This window comes from Cyclobacterium sp. SYSU L10401 (assembly GCF_010993705.1).
Taxonomy (GTDB): Bacteria; Bacteroidota; Bacteroidia; order Cytophagales; family Cyclobacteriaceae; genus Cyclobacterium.
Genome location: NZ_WOFO01000009.1, coordinates 118,614 through 140,790 on the forward strand (window position 1 = coordinate 118,614; position 22,177 = coordinate 140,790).

Sequence of the window (22,177 nt, forward strand, 5' to 3'; positions counted from 1 at the left end):
AAAATTAAAAGTAAAATATGTCTGAAAATTTATTAAAAGGTAAAAAAGGAATCATTACAGGAGCATTGGACGAAAATTCCATCGCCTGGCAAACAGCTCTCAAGGCTAAAGAACAAGGTGCAAAATTTGTCTTAACCAATGCGCCTATAGCCATGAGAATGGGAGCCATAAAAGAATTGGCCGAGGCCTGTGATACGATTATCATCCCTGCTGATGCCACTTCTGTAGAGGACATAGAAAAGCTGTATGACGAAGCCCGGGAATACCTTGGGGGTAATTTTGATTTTCTATTGCATTCTATCGGCATGTCTCCCAATGTAAGAAAAGGCAGGGCATACGGTGACCTGAATTACGAATGGGTACAGAAATCATACGATGTTTCGGCAGTTTCCTTCCATAAAATGCTGCAGGTAGCAGAGCAAAAAGACATATTGAATGAATGGGCTTCTGTTGTTGGCCTGAGCTATATCGCTGCCCAGCGGGCTTTCCCGTTTTATTCGGACATGTCAGAAGCAAAGGCGCTTTTGGAAAGCATCGCCAGAAATTATGGGCTAAGATACGGAAAACTGAAAAAGGTAAGGGTCAATACCATTTCTCAATCGCCAACGAAAACTACTGCCGGGTCTGGAATCGGAGGTTTTGACGATTTCTTTGACTTCGCTGATATGGCATCACCTTTGGGAAATGCTTCTGCTGAATCCTGTGCCGAATACATCATTTCATTGTTTTCGGATTTTACCCGAATGGTCACCATGCAGAACCTTTTTCATGATGGCGGATATTCTTCTACCGGGATCACGCAGGAACTGATCGATATTTTTGTGGAAAAGAGGAAGTAGACTTTTAGGAGTACTCAATATCTTACATAAGAATGCCCCTTGGTATTGAAATCCAAGGGGCATTCTTAAAATAAAGTAGTTATTTTTTTACTATGCCCTGGCTATTTGATCAGCCAGCCAATCTCCCACTTCTGAAGTTTTATAAGCTTTCTCTCCATCAGCCAGATCTTCCGTCACCACACCTTTCTCCAAAGATAGGTTTACTGCATCGGAGATGGCTTTGGCTTCATCCAGAAGGTCAAAAGCGTATTCAAACATCATAGAGGCCGACAACACGGCTGCCAGCGGATTGGCAATATCCTTTCCTGCAGCCTGCGGGTAAGACCCATGAATAGGTTCAAAAAGCTTGGTTTTCAATCCTATGGAAGCGGATGGCATCAATCCCATCGATCCACTGATTACAGAAGCTTCGTCAGTAAGGATGTCTCCGAATAAATTCTCTGTGATCAATACATCATATGCCTTCGGCCATTGGACCAGACGCATGGCTACGGCATCTACAAATTCGTATTCCACCTTGACATCAGGATATTCAGGGGCCAGGCGCTGAACAGTTTCTCTCCAAAGCCTGCTGGTTGCCAAAACATTGGCCTTATCTACGCAGGTCAGTAATTTTCTTCTCTTTTGGGCAAACTCAAAGCCCATACGTGCCAGCCTTTCGATTTCTTCTACAGAATATACACAGGTATCAAAGGCTTTGGTACCCTGTTCATTTCTTCCCCTTGGTTCCCCAAAATAAATACCACCGGTCAGTTCCCTCAAAAACACCAAGTCAGTTCCTTCTATCCTTTCTCTTTTGAGCGGTGATTTATGCAGCAAAGAAGGAAAAGTAAATGTGGGGCGGACATTGGAAAACAAACCCAATCTTTTTCTCATTTCCAACAAGCCCTGTTCTGGTCTCACTTTTGCGCTTGGGTCATTATCAAATCTGGGATCACCTATGGCACCAAAAAGTACTGCATCCGAATCAAGGCAGGCCTGATGAGTTTCTTCTGGGTATGGGTGCCCTACAGCATCTATAGCTGCAGCACCTGTAATGGCTTCCTTAAAGGTAATCTGATGCCCGAATTTTATTCCAACGGCATTCACCACTTTCACAGCTTGTGCAATTACCTCTGGTCCTATGCCATCACCAGGCAATAGGGCTATATTCATTTCCATATGGGTTCTTTTTTTCGGTTTTGTTACTCTTTTTAATTTGTTCAATAATATTTAACATCTTTTCTGTAGCCTTCATGGCAGCAATGGTCTGGTCACTGTCCAGGCCCTTGGTTTTAAAAATCCTTCCCCCAAGATCCCATGTGATGACACATTCCACGAAAGCATCTGTTTTCCCTCCCGGAGGGATACTGATTTGAAAATCGGTTAACTTTGGCAGCTCCTTGTCAAGCGATTTATAGATTTTTTTCAGGGCCTTCATGAAAGAATCATACTGTCCATCTCCTGAAGCATTTTGCTCATAAAACTCGCTGTACATTTTTATCCGTAACTGAACAGAAGGCTTTAGGCCCTTGGAGTGTACCATATGGTATCCGTCAATGACGATATCCCTATGAATGGAATTGTTTTGCAAGACATCAGAGATGATGTAAGGCAGGTCTTCTGTAGTTACCCTTTCTTTTTTGTCACCAAGTTCTATGATTTTCTGCGTCACCTTGGCCAATTCATCCGGTTCCAGAGAAATGCCCAATTCTACCAGATTTTTCAGAATATTGGCTTTCCCTGAAGTTTTGCCCAAGGCATATTTTCTGGTCCTCCCAAATCTTTCGGGAAGCAGGTCACTAAAATAAAGATTTTTCTTATTGTCCCCATCAGCATGTACTCCAGCCGTTTGGGTAAATACATTTTCACCTACTACCGGCTTATTGGCAGGGATTCTCAACCCGGAAAACTGTTCAATCAATTTACTGATTCTATAAATTTTACTTTCGTTGATATTCAGGGAAAAATCAGTAAAATCTTTGATTACTGCCACCACCGACTCCAGGGGAGCATTTCCCGTCCTTTCACCCAATCCGTTCACCGTGGTATGAATTCCTCTGGCACCGATATTCACTGCATTCAACACATTGGCTACCGAGAGGTCGTAATCGTTGTGGGCATGGAAATCAAAATGAACCTCAGGAAAGGATTTGCAAATGTATCCAAGAAATTCGGTCACTTCACTGGGACAAAGTAATCCCAATGTGTCGGGTAGCATGATACGCTTAACAGGCAATTCGGAAAGAAACCTGATCATCGACATGGCATAATCCTTTGAATTTCTCATGCCATTACTCCAATCCTCCAGGTAGACATTTACTTCAATCCCATGCGCTTGTGCGTAACGAATACAGGTAGCGATTTCCTCAAAATGTGTTTCAGGCGTTTTCTTTAATTGATGGGTGAGGTGATTGAGAGAGCCTTTGGTAAGCAGGTTCAGGACCTTTGCACCCGCATCGACGATCCAGTCCACTGACTTAGGAGTATCTACAAATCCCAAAACCTCGACCCTATCCAGGTAGCCTTTTTCAGCAGCCCAGTGAGTAATTTTCTTTACTCCTTCCAACTCACCCTCTGAAACCCTTGCCGATGCCACTTCAATCCGGTCCACCCTTAGTTCCTCCAGCAAAAGTTTGGCAATCTGCAGCTTCTCCGAAGGGAGAAAGGAAACTCCTGAAGTTTGCTCTCCATCCCTAAGGGTGGTATCCATGATTTCTATATTCTTTTCTCTTCGCATCCCTATCAATTCATCATTCCTGAGCCCTTTAAAATACCCTACTTTCAACCCTGCAATTTATCTCCCTGCTTCAAATGCCTGGATTTCTGTTTTCAGGTTCAATAAGTAGTCAATATCATCAAATCCATTCTTCATGTTTTGCTTTTTGTAGGAATTGATGTCAAAGCTTTCAGATTTTCCCGTAGAAAGCAGGGTAATGGTTTGTGTGTTGATATCTACTTTCACTTCTGTGGTTGGATCTGCTTCCACAGCAGCAAAAAGCTCGTCTGCAAATTCAGGTGTTACAGTCACAGGCAATACCCCTATGTTTAAACAATTGTTTTTAAATATATCTGCAAAGAAACTGGATACCACACAGCGAAAACCGTAATCATAAATGGCCCAGACGGCATGCTCCCTGCTGGATCCGGAACCGAAGTTCCTTCCAGCCAAAAGGATTTTTCCTTCATAGGTAGGATCATTCAAGACAAAATCAGGTTTTGGGTTGCCTTCGCTATCGTAACGCCAATCCCGAAAAAGGTTGTCCCCAAACCCTTCTCTTTCGGTAGCCTTTAAAAACCTGGCTGGAATGATTTGGTCAGTATCTACATTTTCCGAAGAAAGCGGGACCATTCTGCTGGTCAAAACATCAAATTTATCGTATGCCATGATTTTATTTTTCTAATGCTAATTCTTCAATCAAATCCCTTGGGTCGGTGATTTCCCCTGTGATGGCCACTGCTGCCACGGTTAATGGCGAAGCCAAAAGGGTGCGGCTGCCAGGACCCTGCCTTCCTTCAAAGTTGCGGTTAGAAGTTGATACCGCATATTTACCGGATGGAATCTTGTCATCATTCATGGCCAAACAGGCAGAACAACCTGGTTGTCTGAGTTTGAAACCAGCTTCTTCCAGAATTTGCACCAAACCTTCTTCCATGGCTTTTTTCTCCACTTCCCTGGATCCGGGTACAATCCATGCTGTAATGTTGTCTGCCTTCTTTTTGCCTTTTACAAATTCAGCAACGGTCCTCAGGTCTTCTATTCTTCCATTGGTACAACTTCCTACAAAGACATAATCAATTTTCTTACCCTTCATTGGCTCGCCAGGTTTGAATCCCATGTAATCCAATGACTTGATATAAGATTTTTTCACACTTTCCTTCATCCCCTCAGTAGTAGGTATACTCTCCCTCACTTTTACTCCCATACCAGGATTGGTACCATAGGTGATCATGGGTTCAATATCCTCGGCATTGTAATGGTATTCCAGATCAAATTCAGCCCCGTCATCGGTTTTCAAGGTTTTCCAGTAAGCTACTGCCTCATCCCATTCTTCTCCTTTCGGAGCAAAATCCTTGCCTTCCAGGTAGTTGAATGTCGTTTCGTCGGGAGCTATCAGCCCTCCTCTGGCACCCATCTCTATACTCATGTTACAGATGGTCATCCTGGCCTCCATGCTTAGCGAACGGATGGCACTGCCGGCATATTCGATGAAATAACCTGTTCCGCCACTGGCTGATATCTGGGCAATGATATATAAAATGATATCCTTGGAGCTTACTCCCCTGCCGAGGGTTCCATCTACCGTGATGCGCATCTTTTTAGGCTTGGCCTGCATGATACACTGGGTGGCAAAAACCATTTCCACCTCAGAAGTACCGATACCAAACGCAATGGTACCAAAAGCTCCATGGGTAGAAGTATGACTATCTCCACATACGATGGTCATACCTGGCTGGGTGATTCCCAGCTCCGGGCCAATGACATGGACGATACCATGGTGGTCAGACCCCAGATCATGCAAATCAATGCCATGCCTTTTACAATTCTCCCTGAGTCTCTCCACCTGCATCCGGGAAAGCTGGTCTTTAATGGTTTTATCCTGATCTATAGTGGGTACGTTGTGGTCTGGAGTGGCCACTGTCCTTTCGGGAAACATCACCTTGTTGCCTCTTTTTTCCAGATTCAGGAATGCCACCGGGCTGGTCACTTCATGGATAAAATGCTTATCTATGAAAAACACATCCGGCCCATCCGGTATAGATTTGATCACATGTGCATCCCAAATCTTATCAAATAATGTTTTCTTCTCCATTATGTTTAATTTTTTGTCAACTTACTTGACGGGTAACTTATTTAAAGCATCTACGAAAGCCTTGGCGGAAGCCAAAACAATATCTGTCTCAGAACCAAATCCGTGATAAGGCTTGCCTTCATGCATCAGGCGCATGTGCACCTTACAGGTGTCATCACTGCCCTTGGTCATGGCCTGAATCAGGAATTCATCCAGAACCACCTGATGGGAAATAAGCTGCTTAATGGACTTGATCACCGCATCTACCGGCCCATTTCCTTTGGCAGTTCCATGCCTGACCTCATCTCCAATAGACAGACTGATCTCTGCACTGGCCTCGTCCCCTTCCTTGCCTTGATAGGAAATTTGCTCCAGGGTGATAAAGGGGGAGTTTTCAATGTGCTCTCCCAAAAGGGAAAGGAGATCTTTTCTGCCAATGTCACGCTTGGCATCAGCTAAAACAAGAAAATCATCATAGATCTCATCCAGCTTTTCTTTATCAAATTCAAACCCAAGTAATTTCAGGTGATGCTTCAGGGCAGCCCTACCACTCCGTGCGGTAAGCACGATGGAAGATTCCTCTACCCCTACATCTCTGGGATCCATGATTTCATAGTTCTCCCTGTTCTTAAGCACCCCATCCTGATGTATTCCAGAGGAATGTGCAAAAGCATTTCTGCCTACAATAGCCTTATTAGGCTGAATGGGCATGTTCATCAGCTTGGAAATGATCCTGCTGGTCTCGTATATTTTTTTGGTGTTGATGTCAGTATAAACAGGAATTTCCTTGTGGCTTTTGATGGCCATGACGACCTCTTCCAGGGAAGTGTTACCAGCTCGCTCTCCTATACCATTCATGGTCACCTCCACCTGTCTGGCACCATTCAGGACTCCAGAAAGGCTGTTGGCAGTAGCCAAACCCAAATCATTGTGACAGTGCGTGGCGATTATGGCCTGATCAATATTGGAAACATTTTCTTTCAGGTGACGGATGATGTTCCCGTACTGCTCGGGCAAACAATAGCCGGTGGTGTCCGGTATATTGACTATCCTGGCGCCGGCTTTGATTACGGCTTCCAATATTCGGGTGAGAAATTCCGGATCCGCCCTGCCCGCATCTTCCGCATAAAATTCCACTTCTTCCACCAGGTTTCGGGCCAGTTTCACGGCCTTGATGGCTTTTTCCATGACTGCCTCCGGGCTGCTCCTGAGTTTGTGTTGTATGTGATAACCCGACACCCCTATGCCCGTATGAATTCTGCTTTTTTTGGCAAAACGCAAGGCCTCCGCCGCCACTTCAATGTCCTTTTCAACTGCCCTGGACAAGGCACATATCGTAGGGCGTTCTACTGCCTTCGATATTTCCACCACGGAATTGAAATCCCCGGGACTGGATATGGGGAATCCAGCCTCGAGGATATCAACGCCCAGTTCTTCCAAAGCCTTGGCTACGACAATTTTCTCCCTGGTATCGAGTTGACAACCCGGTACCTGTTCACCATCCCTAAGGGTAGTATCGAATATCCAAAGCTTTTCTGACATGATTTAATTATTCTCCGGTCTTAATTTACGTACAGTTGCACCTGCCTGCCACATTTCTGAATCTCTCAATTCTTTCAATTCTTCTTCCAGTTTTACCCTGTAATCAGACTTGCTGTTCGATTCTATGGACTTGGCAGCTTCCTTACCTGCTTTTACACTATTATACAACTCTTCAAATACTGGTTTGGTGGCATCCCTGAACGGCTTCCACCAATCCAATGCTCCCCGCTGAGCAGTAGTAGAACAATTGGCATACATCCAATCCATACCGTTTTCTGCCACCAAAGGCATCAAACTTTGGGTAAGTTCTTCTACCGTTTCGTTGAAAGCCTCTGAAGGAGAATGGCCATTGGCTCGCAAAACATCATATTGAGCAGCAAATATGCCTTGAATGGCCCCCATCAATGTTCCCCTTTCACCAGTAAGATCCGAGGTCACTTCTTTGTAGAAGTCCGTTTCAAACAAATATCCGGAACCTACTCCTATACCCAGCGCTACTGCCCTGTCCCGGGCCTTCCCGGTAGCATCCTGGTAAATGGCAAATGAGGAATTCAAACCTCTTCCTTCAACAAACATTCTCCTCAATGAAGTTCCTGAGCCTTTTGGAGCTACCAGAATCACATCCACATCTTTGGGAGGAATAATGCCCGTCTGGTCCTTATAGGTTACGCCAAAACCATGGGAAAAATACAATGCTTTTCCAGCCTTAAGGTGCTTCTTTACAGTAGGCCAAAGGGCAATCTGTCCGGCATCAGACAACAAAAACTGAAGAATGGTACCCCTTTCGCAGGCTTCCTCCAATTCAAAAAGTGTTTCCCCGGGCACCCAGCCATCTGCAACGGCCTTGTCCCAGGTTTTGGAATCCTTGCGCTGACCTACAATGACATTGAACCCATTGTCCTTCAGGTTCAGGGCCTGTCCAGGTCCCTGCACACCGTAGCCTAATACGGCAATAACCTCGTCTTTAAGTACTTCTTTGGCTTTCTCAAGAGGGAATTCCTCTCTTGTTACAACGTTTTCTTCAACTGTACCGAACTTCAGTTTCATAATTATATGTTAAAATTAATTTTAAATAGTTTACAAATATTTATCAATGGTTTCCATTGGTTTGGCCACAGCCACTCTTCCGGACCTTACGAATTCCAATACATTGAAATCCTTAAGTACCTCCAGTAACTCCTGGGTTTCCTCCTTGTGTCCCGTCATTTCAACCACCACAAAGTCCTTCTCAGCGGATATGATCCTTGCATTGTGCTGGCGGATCACCCTTTCCAAGCCAGAATCAATGTTGTCGATTGGAATTTTATATAAGGCAATTTCCTGAAAAACCATTTCATCGTCCAGGTAATAAAAAGCCTTGATCACGTCTATGATCTTTTCTATCTGCTTGGATAACTGAATGATCTGTTCCTCGGTGGTATGGACCACAATGGTGATTCTGTAGATTCCCTCTTCCCTGCTTTCTGAGGCAGTAAACCCATCAATATTAATGCCTCTACGGGTGAAAATCAGCGTGATTCTGCTGAGTATGCCTATGAAATTTTCTGTAAAAACAGAAATGGTATATCTTTTATTCATCTGGATCAACTAAGTCTAACTTCCTCCACTGAACTTCCTGATGCGATCATCGGAAATACATTGTCTTCTTTTTCTACCACTACTTCAAGGAAATAGGGGCCTTCATGTACGAACATTTCGGCTACTGCCTGACGCAAGTCACCCCTAACATCCACTTTCTGTACCTTGAAATTATAGGCATCAGCTATTTTAATAAAATCCGGATTGTCCAACTCTGTAAAGGAATAGCGCTTGTCAAAAAACAATTGCTGCCACTGCCGTACCATACCCAGGAAATTATTATTCAACAATACCACTTTTACGGGTGCCTTGGTCTGCATGATGGTACCCAGTTCCTGAAAGGTCATTTGTATACCGCCATCTCCAACCACACAGATGACCTGCCTGTTGTAATCATGCAGTTGCGCTCCCAGTGCTGCCGGAAGGGCAAAACCCATGGTTCCCAAGCCACCTGAAGTCACCTGAGTACGGGTGGTTTTGTATTCAAAATACCTCCAGGCCACCATCTGATGTTGTCCTACATCTGTTACCAAAATGGCATCATCCGCTTTAAATTCATTGATATGGCGGATTACCTCTCCCATGGTCAATCCTACTTTGGTAGGTGAAAGGTCATTCCCTACTACTACCCTTTTTTCCTCAGCTTCCAGTTTACGAAAGGCAGCAATCCACTCCTCGTGAGACTTCCTGTCTACCTTTTCGGTAAGTTTTTCCAGGCTTATCCGGCAATCTCCCAAAACGGCTACCTCACATTTTACATTTTTATCTATCTCAGCAGGATCCAGTTCCAGATGAATAACTTTTGCCTGCTTGGCGTAACGTTTTACATCTCCGGTAACCCGGTCGTCAAAACGCATACCAACTGCAATCAATACATCACATTGGTTGGTCAATAAGTTTGGCCCATAATTGCCATGCATTCCCAACTTTCCTACATAATTGGGATGGTCTTCCGATATGGCACCTGTTCCCAACAAAGTACAGGCCGCCGGTATACCGGATTTGTCGAGAAAATCCTGCAGGGCCTTTTCAGCTTTACCCAATACCACACCCTGACCAAATAGTACATAAGGTCTATTGGCCTCGTTGATGAGTTTTGCTGCCTTGGCTATGATACTTTCCTCTACCTTCGGATAGGGCCTGTAGGAGCGGATATTCAGGCAAGGGACATAATTAAATTCTCCCATGGCTGTTTGTGCATCCTTGGTGATATCAATCAACACCGGCCCGGGTCTTCCAGAGCGGGCTATGTGAAAGCCCTTGGCAATGGCAGGGGCAATTTCCTCTACTTTTCGAACCTGAATATTCCACTTAGTAGCCGGCATCGATATGCCCACTACGTCGGTTTCCTGAAAAGCATCCGTTCCCAACAGGTGTGAAGCTACTTGTCCGGTAATACAAACCAGAGGTGTACTGTCTATAAGGGCGTCAGCCATTCCTGTGATCAAATTGGTAGCTCCCGGGCCTGAAGTTGCCATGCAGACTCCCACATGTCCCGAAACCCTGGCATAGCCCTGAGCGGCGTGTATGGCTCCCTGCTCGTGCCTGGTCAGAATGTGCTGGATGTGATCCATATAATCGTACAGGGCATCATATACCGGCATGATGGCCCCGCCGGGGTAGCCAAAAATATATCTGGCATTTTCAGCCACCAATGACTTGATGACAATTTCAGCCCCTCTTATTTGGGAATCATTCATAATCGTTAACTTTTATCTGTCACGCACCCTTCGGATGCCGTAGAAACTAACTGAGAATATTTTTTTAGCGTTCCATTTAAATGGCTTAAATCTTTGTTAACCCAGGTTTTTTTTCTCTCTGCAAAGGTTTCATCCGAAACATTACAGCTGATTTCCAGGTTTTCCGCATTGATGGTGACAATGTCACCATTCTGTAGAAGTCCTATCGGCCCACCTGCATAGGCTTCTGGTGTCACATGACCGACCACAAACCCGTGGGTACCTCCGGAAAACCGGCCATCAGTAATCAAAGCCACATCTGAGCCCAGTCCAGAGCCAATAATGATAGATGTTGGTTTCAGCATTTCCGGCATCCCGGGTCCACCCTTGGGACCCACATACCTGATTACCACCACATCACCTTTTTGGACTTCCTGGTTTTTCATGGCATCATTGGCTTCCTGCTCTGAATTGTAAACTTTTGCCGGCCCAGTGAAGGAAACACCTTCTTTTCCGGAAATTTTCGCTACGGCGCCCTCAGGTGCCAGGTTGCCGTTGAGTATACACAAGTGACCGGTAGCCTTGATCGGGTCTTCCAGAGGATGGATCACAGATCCCTTTTCTGCCCTGACCGGGGCTACATTAGCCAGATTTTCCGCTATGGTCTTACCCGTTACGGTCATGCAATCCCCATGCAGCAAACCATTTTCCAACAGGTATTTCATAAATGCCGGAAGCCCACCTTGCTCATGCAGGTCTTCCATCAGGTATTTTCCGCTGGGCTTGAAATCCCCCAAAACAGGCGTTGTCGCATTGATCCTCTTAAAGTCTTCCAAGCCAAAATCTATCCCGGCTGTCCTGGCTATGGCCAGCAAATGCAATACCGCATTGGTGCTTCCTGCCAAAGCCACCACTACCCTTACGGCATTTTCCAGGCTCTTCCGGGTGAGGATATCTTTCGGTTTTAGATCCATGGCCAGCAAATTGGCGATGAATTCGCCTGCCGCCTCACATTCTGCTTCCTTTTCCCTGGAATTTGCAGGGTTAGAGGCACTATATGGCAGGGAAAGTCCCATTGCTTCAATGGCAGAAGACATGGTGTTTGCTGTATACATGCCTCCACATGCCCCGGCACCCGGACAGGCGTTTTTGATCACACCCATATAATCCTCATCTGAGATCTCGTCCTTGATGCGTTTTCCATAAGCTTCAAAAGCAGAAACGATATTCAGCTTCTCTCCTTTATATTTTCCGGAACGGATCGTGCCGCCATAGACCATGATAGCGGGTCGATTCACACGCAACATACCCATGATGGCACCAGGCATGTTTTTGTCACAGCCAGCTACCGCTACGATGCCATCAAAAGAATGGCCCAAAATAAATGACTCTATAGAATCAGCTATGATCTCCCTGGAAGGCAAACTGTAACGCATACCTGCCGTACCCATGGAAATCCCGTCACTGATACCTATCGTGTTGAAAACCATTCCAGTCAGCTTAGATTTCACCGTAGCAGCCTTGATGGCTTTTGCAAAATCATTGAGGTGCATGTTACAGGGATTGCTTTCATAGCCACAGCTTGCCACCCCCACAAAGGGCTGTTTCATCTTTTCATCTGTAAGACCTGTGGCATACAACATGGCCATTGAAGCAGGATTCTCCTGGTTATCACTTACCTCCCAACTGTGTTTTTTTGAATTACTCATTTATTTTTTATCGGTTTTCGGTTTTTTAACAACTAGCTTTATAAAAAAAAGTGCTTCAATCGAATGAAGCACTTTATTGAATTTTTCTATCAGCAATAGATCAGCGCTTCATCCCCTACTAGATGATAATGACGATAAGTACGACAAGGCTGACCAGAATGAACATATTTCTTTTTTTTATGGGATTTGATACCCCTTTGGTTATAATGATAATGCAATATTAAAACCCATAATCCATACTTACAATATTTTATTTCATTTTTTAATTTGAGAGAAATAATAATATTATGTAATTGAAATAATAATAGGAATTTTAGTTTAATATTAAGTATTCTGTAGAATTTAATTTTTTAAATTTTATTAATGTAAAAAATTTCAAAATATTATTCTGATGCAAACTTTTGTTAATTTTTTTCCTGAAAACAGGCATTTACGGTTCCCTTTGCCGGGCTTTATCCCCCATTTGGTTTTTCATTCAGATGAATTGTCCTGCAGCTTAAAAAATATTCACCGCATTATTTTACTTTTGGGTTCAAAAGGCATTATATCATGATCACTTTTCCGAACGCAAAAATCAATTTGGGGCTGCAAATTTTTCATAAAAGAAAAGACAACTTCCATGAAATCAGCACCTGCATGTACCCCATTCCCCTTACAGAGGCCCTGGAAATAATCCCATCAGAAACCTTCAGCTTTGGCAGTACCGGGATAGACATCCCTGGTGAAAAAGAGGGCAACCTGGTTTTAAAAGCTTATCGTTTATTGGCCGCAGATTTTCCGCAAATATCCCCTGTTCAAATCCACCTTCATAAAAAAATCCCCATGGGAGCAGGCTTGGGTGGAGGATCTGCAGACGCAGCTTTTGCACTGAAAATGTTAAATGAAATCTTTGAGTTGAATTTGGATTCGCAAAAACTTGAATCATATGCGGGCTTGCTGGGCAGCGATTGTCCTTTTTTCATAGAAAACAAAACCCAAATTGCCACTGGCAGGGGAGAAATACTTCAACCGGCAGCGGTAAAGCTTTCTGGCCATTGGCTCTACCTGATTCACCCAGGCATCCATATCAGTACCCAGGAGGCTTATGCAGGTGTGAAACCCTGCTCCGATCAGAAAGACCTGCAAAGTATCCTGGCCAGCCCTTCCACCTGGCAAACGGATCTTGTCAATGATTTCGAGAACAGCCTGTTTAAAAATCATCCCGAACTGGAAGCCATCAAATCATCCTTGTATGAGGCGGGAGCCTGGTATGCGGCCATGTCAGGCTCAGGCTCAGCTGTATTTGGACTTTTTTCGGAAGCTCCCGGGAAACTTACTTTTCCTGATCAATATTTCCAATGCTGTTTAGAACTCAAATAATTTTTATTGCAAGCGGCGCAATTGCCGGGTCATTTTTTTCTTTAACGCGTATTGGATTACCGGGTACAAAAACACTGAAGAAAGAATGATCACCGTACCCAGATAAAAACCCGGTGTCATTTTTTCCTTTTCTCCAAAAACCAGAACGGCAAGCAGGATCCCATAGACCGGTTCCATATTGATGGTCAGGTTTATGGCAAATGCCGTAACCCTTTTCATTAAATTCACAGAGGCGGTGAACGCAAAAACCGTACAGACCTGTGAGAGAATCAGCAACCAGAACCAATCCTGAGCACTTGGCAACCAACTGATACTCCCTTCTGAAAAGTAGGCAGCATATAATGGCAAAAATAACATGGCCGCCAGGCAGGCGCCCATCATTTCATAGAGGGTGATGACAAAGGGACTACTTGATTTGATCAATCGTCCATTGACTACGGTAAATATGGCACCTATAAGGGCAGAAAAAACAGCCATGCTCAACCCCAGCCAATAGCCGGTTTCAAATTTAAATATGACTATCAGACCTACTATTACCAGCAACCCCAGAAAAATCTCATACCATTTGATCGGTTCCCGGTTTACCAGAGGCTCAATGATCGCCGTCCAAAGCGTGCAAGTAGCCATTCCTGCCAGGCAAACCGAGGCGGTAGATACCTGCGCCGCCCAAAAAAACAAGATCCAATGTGCTCCAATCAGGCCACCAGTAAGCAGAAATTTTCCAAAATTCGACCAACTGACTGCTGCGGGTCTTTTCTTTAATTTAATCAAAATAAATAGTCCTGCACTGGCCAGAAATGTTCTGTAAATAACGATTTCTACAGGTGGAAGGGAAATCAGCAGACCCAAAACGGCTGTAAATCCCCAGATCAGGACCACCAGGTGAAGCCATAGGTAATCTTTTGCTGTGGCAAGCTCCATTTTACCTGGGTACCGTTTTGTATAAAATCAATCCGGTCAGCCCAAAGACCATGTTGGGTATCCAGACGGCCAATACCGGATAGGCTGTTCCGGCCTCTGCAAAGGTCCGCGATAGCAGAAAAAGGATGATGTACACAAATGCCAGCAGAAAGCCAAGGGCAATCTTAAATCCAGAGCCCCCCCTGGTCTTTTTCGCAGAGACAATGACCCCGATAAAAGTGAGGAGTATGGCCGCAAAGGGAGACATGTAACGCACATACTTTTCTATGCGGTAGAAACTGATGTTATCCGCCCCCCTTTCCTCCAAAATAGTAATCTGTTTATTTAGCTCCGGAAGAGTTAAGGTTTCGTGGTGGTTCAGAGGCAGGTCAAAATCATTGGGGGTAATGGATAAGGTCGTATCCATCTCATCTCCGGTATCCCATTTCTCCCCCATTTCCTGCAATGCCCGAAGCTTCCAGTTTCTTGCATTCCATGCATTAGAGGTGGTATCCCAAACGATCCGGTCTGCCGAAAACTTGGATATTAACTCCCCTCCTTCAATATGTTCCAACGTGAAATTGTAACCGGTATTGGCCGAAGTATAATACCTGGATATGTAGGCATAGACATCTGGCGCCACCTTGATGTGTATGTTTTGCTGATTGGACTGCTGCTGTTTGTCCAGGTACTCCACCTTAAATTGTGAAACTCCCGCAGTAGCCACTGGCAAAACCCAGCCATTGAGCAAAAAACTAACTACTGCAATCAAAATGGCAGATAGGAGAAAAGGAACCAGCATCCGCATAAAACTTACCCCACTGCTTAATATCGCAATGATCTCCGTTCTGCCGGCCATTTTTGAGGTAATAAAAATTACGGAAATAAAAACGGTAATGGGTGTAAGCAGATTATTCAAATACAAACCATAATTCAGCATGTACTGCAAGACCTCACTGGTGGGGACATTATTCCTGATATAGGTATCATTTTTCTCCGTGAAATCCAGCACCAGAACTACCATGATCAGCATCAAAACCACAAAGAGGTAGGTTTTGAGAAAATCCTTTATGATCAATTTGTCCAATAGCTTCATTTCAACTGGCTTTCTTATACATGTAAGAGAGAAAAACGGATTTCATATCAGTAGGTTTATAGGCGCCTGCTAACTTTTTCTACCATGGCATTTTTCCATGTGCCAAAATCCCCTGCGATAATATGCTCCCTGGCCTGGGATACCAACCAAAGATAAAAGGATAAATTATGAATACTTGCAATCTGCGCTGCCAACATTTCCTTACTGATCGTCAGGTGCCTCAGGTAGGCTCGGGTATAAAAACTACTGACATGGGAGGGGAAGCCTGCGTCGATGGGAGAAAAATCTGCTTTCCATTTTTCATTCCGGATATTAATGATCCCTTCCGTGGTAAACAGCATCCCATTTCTGGCATTTCTGGTTGGCATCACGCAATCAAACATATCAATGCCCAGCCCGATTGCTTCTAGAATATTGGCTGGCGTCCCTACCCCCATCAGATACCTGGGTTTTTCCTCAGGCAAAAGATCGGTAACCCAATCGGTCATTTCATACATCAATTCGGCTGGTTCTCCTACAGACAAACCGCCAATAGCATTTCCTTCCATGTCCTGATCCGCTACAAAACGGGCAGCATCTTGTCTTAAATCTTTATAGGTACTGCCCTGGACAATGGGAAAAAGGGCTTGCTGGAAGCCATACTTTCCCTCAGTGGCTTCAAACCGCACCTTACACCGCTGAAGCCAGCGCTGTGTCAGGTCCAGGGAATTTTTGGCATAACTCCATTCACAGGGGTAAGGTGTGCACTCGTCAAAGGCCATGATGATGTCGGCACCAATGCTGCGCTGCACATCCATCACCGATTCAGGGCTGAAATGATGCCTGGAACCATCAATATGAGACTGAAACATGACTCCTTCTTCGGTAATCTTGCGGCTATCTGCCAGGGAAAATACCTGGTACCCTCCACTATCGGTAAGTATGGGACCGGACCAACCCATAAATTTATGTAATCCTCCTGCTGCTTCCAGCACTTGCAGACCGGGTCGAAGGTACAAATGATAAGTATTGCCCAGAATGATCTGCGCCTTTACATCATAAGTCAATTCACGTTGGTGTACTGCTTTTACAGATCCCGCTGTACCCACCGGCATGAAAATAGGGGTTTCTATTTCGCCGTGGTCTGTCAGAACTTTTCCGGCCCTGGCTTTTGTGGCCTTATCCTTATGCTCAAGATTAAATTTCATTCCTGCCTTTCATTGAAAAATCCACCAATTACTCCTTATATTTGGGCACAAAAATAGGTGCATTTCTACAAAAGAAACGAAATTTTTGATTTAATCTTAAGCAGGCGACTGAACACGGAAGCATGGAAAATATTTTATGGGGCTTGTTTTTTTTAGCTTCTGGCATACAATTTACCTATTTGTTGATTGTTTTTGGCAGGTTTGCATTTTTTTACAAAAACCAACCTGAAGAAGAACTGGAACCAAAGCCGGCTGGAGTTTCCATCATTATCGCTGCAAAAAATGAGGCATCGCACCTGAAAGACCTAATTCCACTATTGATGCAGCAGCAATATCCAGCTTTTGAGCTGGTAATCGTCAATGATCGATCGGTAGATGAATCAGAAGCCTTATTGCGTAAGTTTTCCCAGGAATATGCCAACTTCAGGACGGTGAATATCAGATATACGCCTGCTCATGTGACCTCCAAGAAATATGCCCTGACACTGGGGATCAAAGTTTCCCAATATGACATCGTCCTGCTTACAGATGCAGATTGCCGGCCAGTTTCTCCGTATTGGATCAAAAGGATGTCTGCACCTATCCGCAATGAAAACAAAATTTTTGCCCTGGGCCATGGCTCATACCTGGCTTTGCCGGGATTATTAAATCGGATCATCCAATTCGAAACCTTGCTAACCGCCATTTATTATTTTTCTTTTGGTTATTGGAAATCCCCATTTATGGGGGTCGGTAGAAATCTTTGCTACCGAAAGGACTTTTTTATGGAAAAAAAAGCCTTCAATTCCCTTTGGCACATAGAGGGTGGAGATGATGACCTGTTTGTCAACAAATATGCCACTTCATACAATACTTCCATTGTAGCCCATCCGGATAGCATTACTGTTTCGGAACCAAAAACCAACTTCAAAGATTATTTCAGCCAGAAAAGGCGTCATTATCACGCTGGAAAATATTACCGCAGCAGGGATAAATTAAAAGTAGGCTTGTATTCGTTAAGTCATTTGGTATTCTGGCTTTCAGCTGCCGGGATTGTCATTCTCGCCAGGTCCTGGGAACCAATTGCCTTGGTATTTGGGTTAGTTTTGTTCAGGGCCACCATTCAGTATTTCATCATCCATGAAGCCCGAAAAAAACTGGAAGGCAAAGGGAAAGTGATTTGGACCATGTTTTTCGATTTGATGTATATGGTTTATTTTTGGGTTCTGGGTACGCAAGGTTACCTGTCAAAAACGGTTAAATGGAAATAAACGAAAGAGGTTTTTCAGATAAGGCATTGGAGGATTTCGAATTGATCGATAAGGCGGTCAAGGAGAAAGACCAGCAGGCTTACGCTTCGCTGATGAAACGCTATAAAAAAGCCGTTTACTTTATGATCTTAAAAATGATCAGGGATGCAGATGATGCTGAAGACCTGACCATGGAAGCCTTTGCCAAGGCATTCAGAAATCTCCATAAATTTAAAAAAGACTACACCTTTTCCACCTGGCTTTTTCGTATTGCCACCAACAATACCATTGACTTCATCCGGAAAAAGAAGCTCAAAACCATGAGCCTGAACAATACCATGACAGATGATGGAGGCAATACAGTCAATATTGACATAGAGGATGATGACAATAATCCACAAGATGAATTCATCAAGACCCAAAGAAAAGAGATGGTGCGGATTTTTGTTTCCAAGCTTCCCGCCAAATACCGTAAACTGGTGAAGTTAAGGTATTTTGACGAACTGTCATATGATGAAATTGCCGAAGAGCTCGGAAAGCCCCTGGGCACTGTTAAGGCCCAATTACACCGGTCCAGGGAGTTACTTTTTGAGATTGCACAGGGGAAAAACAAACACATTTGATTCATGAGCCCAGACCATTCGCTCATTCTGAAGTATTTTCCCGATTTGACAGCAAAGCAAATCCGCCAATTCGAACTCATGGGAGATATTTACCAGGATTGGAATAGCAAAATCAATGTAATCAGTAGGAAGGACATGGATAGTTTTTATGTACACCATGTTTTGCACGCTCTTGGAATTGCCCGGGTCATCCAATTCCCTTCCGGGGCAAAGATATTGGATATTGGCACAGGTGGCGGATTTCCTGGCATTCCCCTGGCCATTCTGTTTCCTGAAGTTCATTTCCATTTGGTGGATTCCATTGGCAAGAAAATCACGGTAGTGAAAGATGTGGTTCGGCAACTTGAATTAAAAAATGTTGAAGCCCAACAAACAAGGGCAGAAAACCTGAACCGGACCTATCATTTTGTGATCAGCAGGGCTGTAACCCAGATGGAGAATTTCCTGCCCTGGGTCAGAGGGAAATTCCGGAAAGAAAACCTGCACAAGGATTTTCAAAATGGCATTTTCTACCTGAAAGGTGGAGAAGTGGATGAGGAATTGGAGGCCTTAAACCTCACCTATGTACCTTATTTTCTGGATGATTATTTTAAGGAAGATTTTTTTGACACCAAAAAGGTGATTTACATTCCTTATGAAGGCAAAAGGTAGGGTCATTTCTCCATTTTCCTGGATCTTTCAGGCCCAAAAGCTGCTTCCACTCATTCTTGCTCACTGAAATCGACCCATGAAACCCAATTGAATGAGCCCATTCCCAAATAGTAACCGGGAAAAAAGTGTCCGGTTACTGCCTTACCAGAATAAATTCAGCTGTAGCCTCCGATACGGTCACGCCTTCCATATCAAATTCCTGAAAATCCATCACATTCGGCATGCCTGAAACCCGAAGCCTGTTTTCAGTAAATTCCAAAATTTCCATTTCGAAGACATCATCATCACTATCGACCATCACCAGTTGATCATTGCTGATCTCCCAGGTGCCTGCAAAAGTTTCGGTACCCTGTACAGGAAACCTTTGATCTGAAAATGGTATTCCTGCCACGCTAACTTCCACGAAGAATACAAAATCACCTTCCGCCATCACGGTATTGGGATCCTCCCCAAAGACCACACTCATATTATAGTCCTCGCCGGTGCCGGTAATAGATACAGGGACTGCATTTTGAGTACCTGGAATTAGGGCGGTACCGGAAGCTTGCACATTGGCGGATTCCAAATTCCATACCCCTCCTGCCAACTGGGGCTCTCCCGGTTCATCTTCAACCGAACAGCCTGAAAACAGGATCATCACAAAAAGGGCAACATACCAAAGGTTTTTCATAACACATTATTTTTTCTTGTAAGTGATTTTCACAGGTACCCCTTCAAAATCAAAATTCTCTCTCAGCCTGTTTTCCAAATAACGGGTATAAGGAGATTTTATGTATTGAGGCAAGTTACAAAAAAAAGCAAAAACCGGATTTTTTGTCGGCAATTGAGTAATGTATTTTATTTTAATGTATTTGCCTTTATTTGCCGGTGGCGGATACTTCTCAATTTCCGGGAGCAATAGCTCATTCAGCTTCGATGTTGGTACTTTTCTGTGTTTATTGTCATACACTTTCATGGCCAGTTCCATGGCCTGGAAAATCCGCTGTTTGGTCAATGCAGAGATAAAAATAATGGGAATCCATTTATTTTCTCCCAGCTTTTGGGTCATATCCTCCTTAAAGGCCAGCATGGTCTTGTGGTCCTTTTCGATCAAATCCCATTTATTCACCATGATCATGATGCCTTTATTGTTTTTAATGGCCAGGGAGATCAGGTTAACGTCTTGAGATTCCAGTCCCCGGGTAGCATCCACCATGACGATTACCACATCGGAATCCTCTAAGGTCCGAAGGGAACGCATGACCGCATAAAATTCTATGTCCTCCTTTACCTTGGCTTTTTTCCGGATACCTGCCGTGTCGGTAAGGATATAATCTTTCCCATACAATTGGTACCTGGTGTGGATGGCATCCCGGGTGGTGCCCGCCTCATCAGTCACGATAGACCGCTCTTTGCCAATCAAGGCATTGAGAAAAGAGGATTTGCCCACATTTGGCCTACCCAAGATGGCAATTTTAGGTACTCCCTCATCAGGATCCTCCTCGCCCTCGTCCGGAAATTTCTTAATCATTTCATCCAGCAGATCTCCAATACCGCTTCCACTGGATGATGATATCGGGAAAATGGTTTCTTCACCCAAACCTAAGGCATAAAATTCATTGGCCATCAACATCTTATCCAGGTTGTCTGCTTTATTGGCAACCATAAATACCGGTTTGTCCGTACTTCTGAGTTCTTTGGCAAATTCAGTGTCCAAATCTGTCAGCCCATCGATACAGTCCACCACAAAAAGGATCACGGATGCTTCTTCGATGGCCAGTTTCACCTGCTTTCGGATTTCTTTTTCATACAAATCATCTGAACCGGTCACATATCCCCCGGTATCGATTACTGAAAAAAACTTTCCTCCCCACTGGGCATGTCCGTAATGCCGGTCCCGGGTTACCCCGCTGAGGTTGTCCTCAATGGCCTTTCTTTCTTCTATCAGTCGGTTAAAAAATGTGGATTTCCCCACGTTAGGTCTCCCTACAATTGCTACTATATTAGCCATAATGCGCTACTTTATTGGTCGTAACCAAATTTTTTCAACTTGTTTTTACTTTTTCTCCAGTTTTCTTCCACCTTTACAAAAGTTTCCAAAAACACTTTTTTCCCGAAAAAGGTCTCCATTTCAATCCGGGCTTCTGTGCCCACCTTCTTCAAGGCTTTCCCTTTATCTCCTATAATGATCCCTTTCTGACTTTGCCTTTCCACAAAAATCAAAGCCCGCATGCGAATCAATTTCTCCGATTCTTCAAAATCCTCTATCCTGACTTCCGTGCTGTAAGGAATTTCCTTTTTGTATTGCGTAAATATTTTCTCCCGAATGATTTCAGAGGCAAAGAAACGTTCCGGCCGATCGCTCAGTTCTTCCTTATCATAAAATGGTGGATGAACCGGCAACCTGTCCTGAATTTCCTGCATGATCTTTTGCAAATTGAAATTTTCGAGAGCCGACACAGGTATGACCTCCGTTGCATTGATCCTTTGGATCCAATATTCGGTAACTTCCTGCAGCTTTTCCTCTTTATTGAGGTCTATTTTATTGATAACCAGCAAAACAGGAACACCTGAATCGTTGATCTTGTGAATAATTTCTTGAATATCTTCATCTGTTTCAAACAGATCGGTTACAAAGACAATAACATCTGCATCTTCCAGGGAAAGATTGACAAAACCCATCATGCTTTTATGCAGTTCATATTTGGGTTTCAGCATTCCTGGCGTATCTGAAAAAACAATCTGATAATCTTCCTCGTTCATGATTCCCAGGATCCGGTGGCGGGTAGTCTGTGCTTTGGAGGAAATGATAGACAATTTTTCTCCCAACAAGGCATTCATCAGGGTAGACTTCCCTACATTGGGTTTTCCTATGATGTTGACAAAGCCTGCCTTATGTATACTTTCGGACATGGTTTCATTTTTTTTACAAAGGTACTTGATTTTTGAGAATATGTCCTTACCTTTGTACCACAATAAAGGGAAGGGCAACAAAAAACGTTTGCTGCCGTATAAAATACCGAAAAGCGATTAT

General features: G+C 44.0%; 20 protein-coding genes. 5 read left to right on the forward strand and 15 right to left on the reverse strand.

Annotation, left to right across the window (positions count from 1 at the left end):
* Window positions 1-17: 17 nt before the first annotated feature.
* A complete protein-coding gene (locus GL182_RS18855; RefSeq protein ID WP_163381341.1) occupies window positions 18-839 on the forward strand; it encodes an enoyl-ACP reductase in 822 nt (273 codons plus the stop codon).
* Between the two features lie 90 nt (window positions 840-929).
* Here GL182_RS18855 and leuB read toward each other — a convergent pair whose 3' ends face one another.
* From leuB to ilvD, 9 genes are read right to left on the reverse strand one after another with little or no spacing between them, the layout of a single operon-like run.
* Window positions 930-2,000, reverse strand: a complete 1,071-nt coding sequence (gene leuB / locus GL182_RS18860) for a 3-isopropylmalate dehydrogenase (RefSeq protein ID WP_163381342.1) — start codon at window positions 1,998-2,000, stop codon at window positions 930-932.
* On the reverse strand, window positions 1,969-3,558 hold the full coding sequence (locus tag GL182_RS18865) for an alpha-isopropylmalate synthase regulatory domain-containing protein (protein WP_163381446.1): 1,590 nt from the start codon (window positions 3,556-3,558) through the stop codon (window positions 1,969-1,971). The genes leuB and GL182_RS18865 overlap by 32 nt, the downstream gene beginning before the upstream one ends.
* A gap of 57 nt (window positions 3,559-3,615) precedes the next feature.
* On the reverse strand, window positions 3,616-4,206 hold the full coding sequence (gene leuD, locus GL182_RS18870) for a 3-isopropylmalate dehydratase small subunit (protein ID WP_163381343.1): 591 nt from the start codon (window positions 4,204-4,206) through the stop codon (window positions 3,616-3,618).
* Window positions 4,207-4,210: 4 nt separating this feature from the next.
* Window positions 4,211-5,632 (reverse strand): 3-isopropylmalate dehydratase large subunit, encoded by a 1,422-nt coding sequence (leuC, locus tag GL182_RS18875; protein ID WP_163381344.1) that lies wholly within the window; start codon window positions 5,630-5,632, stop codon window positions 4,211-4,213.
* A gap of 21 nt (window positions 5,633-5,653) precedes the next feature.
* Window positions 5,654-7,153 (reverse strand): 2-isopropylmalate synthase, encoded by a 1,500-nt coding sequence (locus GL182_RS18880; RefSeq protein WP_163381345.1) that lies wholly within the window; start codon window positions 7,151-7,153, stop codon window positions 5,654-5,656.
* A 3-nt stretch (window positions 7,154-7,156) separates the two neighbouring features.
* Window positions 7,157-8,200, reverse strand: a complete 1,044-nt coding sequence (ilvC, locus tag GL182_RS18885; protein WP_163381346.1) for a ketol-acid reductoisomerase — start codon at window positions 8,198-8,200, stop codon at window positions 7,157-7,159.
* A 30-nt stretch (window positions 8,201-8,230) separates the two neighbouring features.
* A complete protein-coding gene (gene ilvN, locus GL182_RS18890; protein WP_163381347.1) occupies window positions 8,231-8,731 on the reverse strand; it encodes an acetolactate synthase small subunit in 501 nt (166 codons plus the stop codon).
* Window positions 8,732-8,736: 5 nt separating this feature from the next.
* Entirely contained in the window at window positions 8,737-10,431 is a 1,695-nt protein-coding gene (gene ilvB / locus GL182_RS18895; RefSeq protein WP_163381348.1) for a biosynthetic-type acetolactate synthase large subunit, read from the reverse strand.
* A gap of 5 nt (window positions 10,432-10,436) precedes the next feature.
* Window positions 10,437-12,119: a dihydroxy-acid dehydratase gene (gene ilvD, locus GL182_RS18900; protein ID WP_163381349.1), complete on the reverse strand. Its 1,683-nt coding sequence runs from the start codon at window positions 12,117-12,119 to the stop codon at window positions 10,437-10,439.
* A gap of 549 nt (window positions 12,120-12,668) precedes the next feature.
* On the opposite strand from ilvD, the gene ispE reads away from it, so the two are divergent.
* Entirely contained in the window at window positions 12,669-13,478 is an 810-nt protein-coding gene (gene ispE, locus GL182_RS18905; protein WP_163381350.1) for a 4-(cytidine 5'-diphospho)-2-C-methyl-D-erythritol kinase, read from the forward strand.
* A 3-nt stretch (window positions 13,479-13,481) separates the two neighbouring features.
* Here the strand turns inward: ispE and GL182_RS18910 are convergent, their stop codons facing one another.
* From GL182_RS18910 to tgt, 3 genes are read right to left on the reverse strand one after another with little or no spacing between them, the layout of a single operon-like run.
* A complete protein-coding gene (locus tag GL182_RS18910) occupies window positions 13,482-14,399 on the reverse strand; it encodes a DMT family transporter (protein WP_163381351.1) in 918 nt (305 codons plus the stop codon).
* Window position 14,400: 1 nt separating this feature from the next.
* Entirely contained in the window at window positions 14,401-15,474 is a 1,074-nt protein-coding gene (locus GL182_RS18915) for an LptF/LptG family permease (RefSeq protein WP_163381352.1), read from the reverse strand.
* Window positions 15,475-15,530: 56 nt separating this feature from the next.
* Entirely contained in the window at window positions 15,531-16,661 is a 1,131-nt protein-coding gene (tgt, locus tag GL182_RS18920; protein ID WP_163381353.1) for a tRNA guanosine(34) transglycosylase Tgt, read from the reverse strand.
* A gap of 122 nt (window positions 16,662-16,783) precedes the next feature.
* On the opposite strand from tgt, the gene GL182_RS18925 reads away from it, so the two are divergent.
* Genes GL182_RS18925 through rsmG form a run of 3 tightly spaced genes read left to right on the forward strand, consistent with a single transcriptional unit; the run spans window position 16,784 to window position 19,164 of the window.
* Window positions 16,784-17,911 (forward strand): glycosyltransferase, encoded by a 1,128-nt coding sequence (locus GL182_RS18925; RefSeq protein ID WP_163381354.1) that lies wholly within the window; start codon window positions 16,784-16,786, stop codon window positions 17,909-17,911.
* Window positions 17,902-18,513, forward strand: coding sequence for an RNA polymerase sigma factor (locus GL182_RS18930; protein ID WP_163381355.1), 612 nt, complete (start codon window positions 17,902-17,904; stop codon window positions 18,511-18,513). Before GL182_RS18925 ends, GL182_RS18930 begins: the two co-directional genes overlap by 10 nt.
* A 3-nt stretch (window positions 18,514-18,516) precedes the next feature.
* Complete coding sequence (gene rsmG / locus GL182_RS18935) at window positions 18,517-19,164, forward strand: 16S rRNA (guanine(527)-N(7))-methyltransferase RsmG (RefSeq protein WP_163381356.1); 648 nt, start codon at window positions 18,517-18,519, stop codon at window positions 19,162-19,164.
* Between the two features lie 133 nt (window positions 19,165-19,297).
* Here the strand turns inward: rsmG and GL182_RS18940 are convergent, their stop codons facing one another.
* From GL182_RS18940 to era, 3 genes are read right to left on the reverse strand one after another with little or no spacing between them, the layout of a single operon-like run.
* A complete protein-coding gene (locus GL182_RS18940; protein ID WP_163381357.1) occupies window positions 19,298-19,834 on the reverse strand; it encodes a lipocalin family protein in 537 nt (178 codons plus the stop codon).
* A 6-nt stretch (window positions 19,835-19,840) separates the two neighbouring features.
* Window positions 19,841-21,154, reverse strand: a complete 1,314-nt coding sequence (der, locus tag GL182_RS18945; protein WP_163381358.1) for a ribosome biogenesis GTPase Der — start codon at window positions 21,152-21,154, stop codon at window positions 19,841-19,843.
* An 11-nt stretch (window positions 21,155-21,165) separates the two neighbouring features.
* Window positions 21,166-22,056 carry a GTPase Era gene (gene era, locus GL182_RS18950; protein ID WP_163381359.1) on the reverse strand — a complete coding sequence of 297 codons (891 nt, stop codon included), beginning with the start codon at window positions 22,054-22,056 and terminating at the stop codon, window positions 21,166-21,168.
* Between the last annotated feature and the right edge of the window lie 121 nt (window positions 22,057-22,177).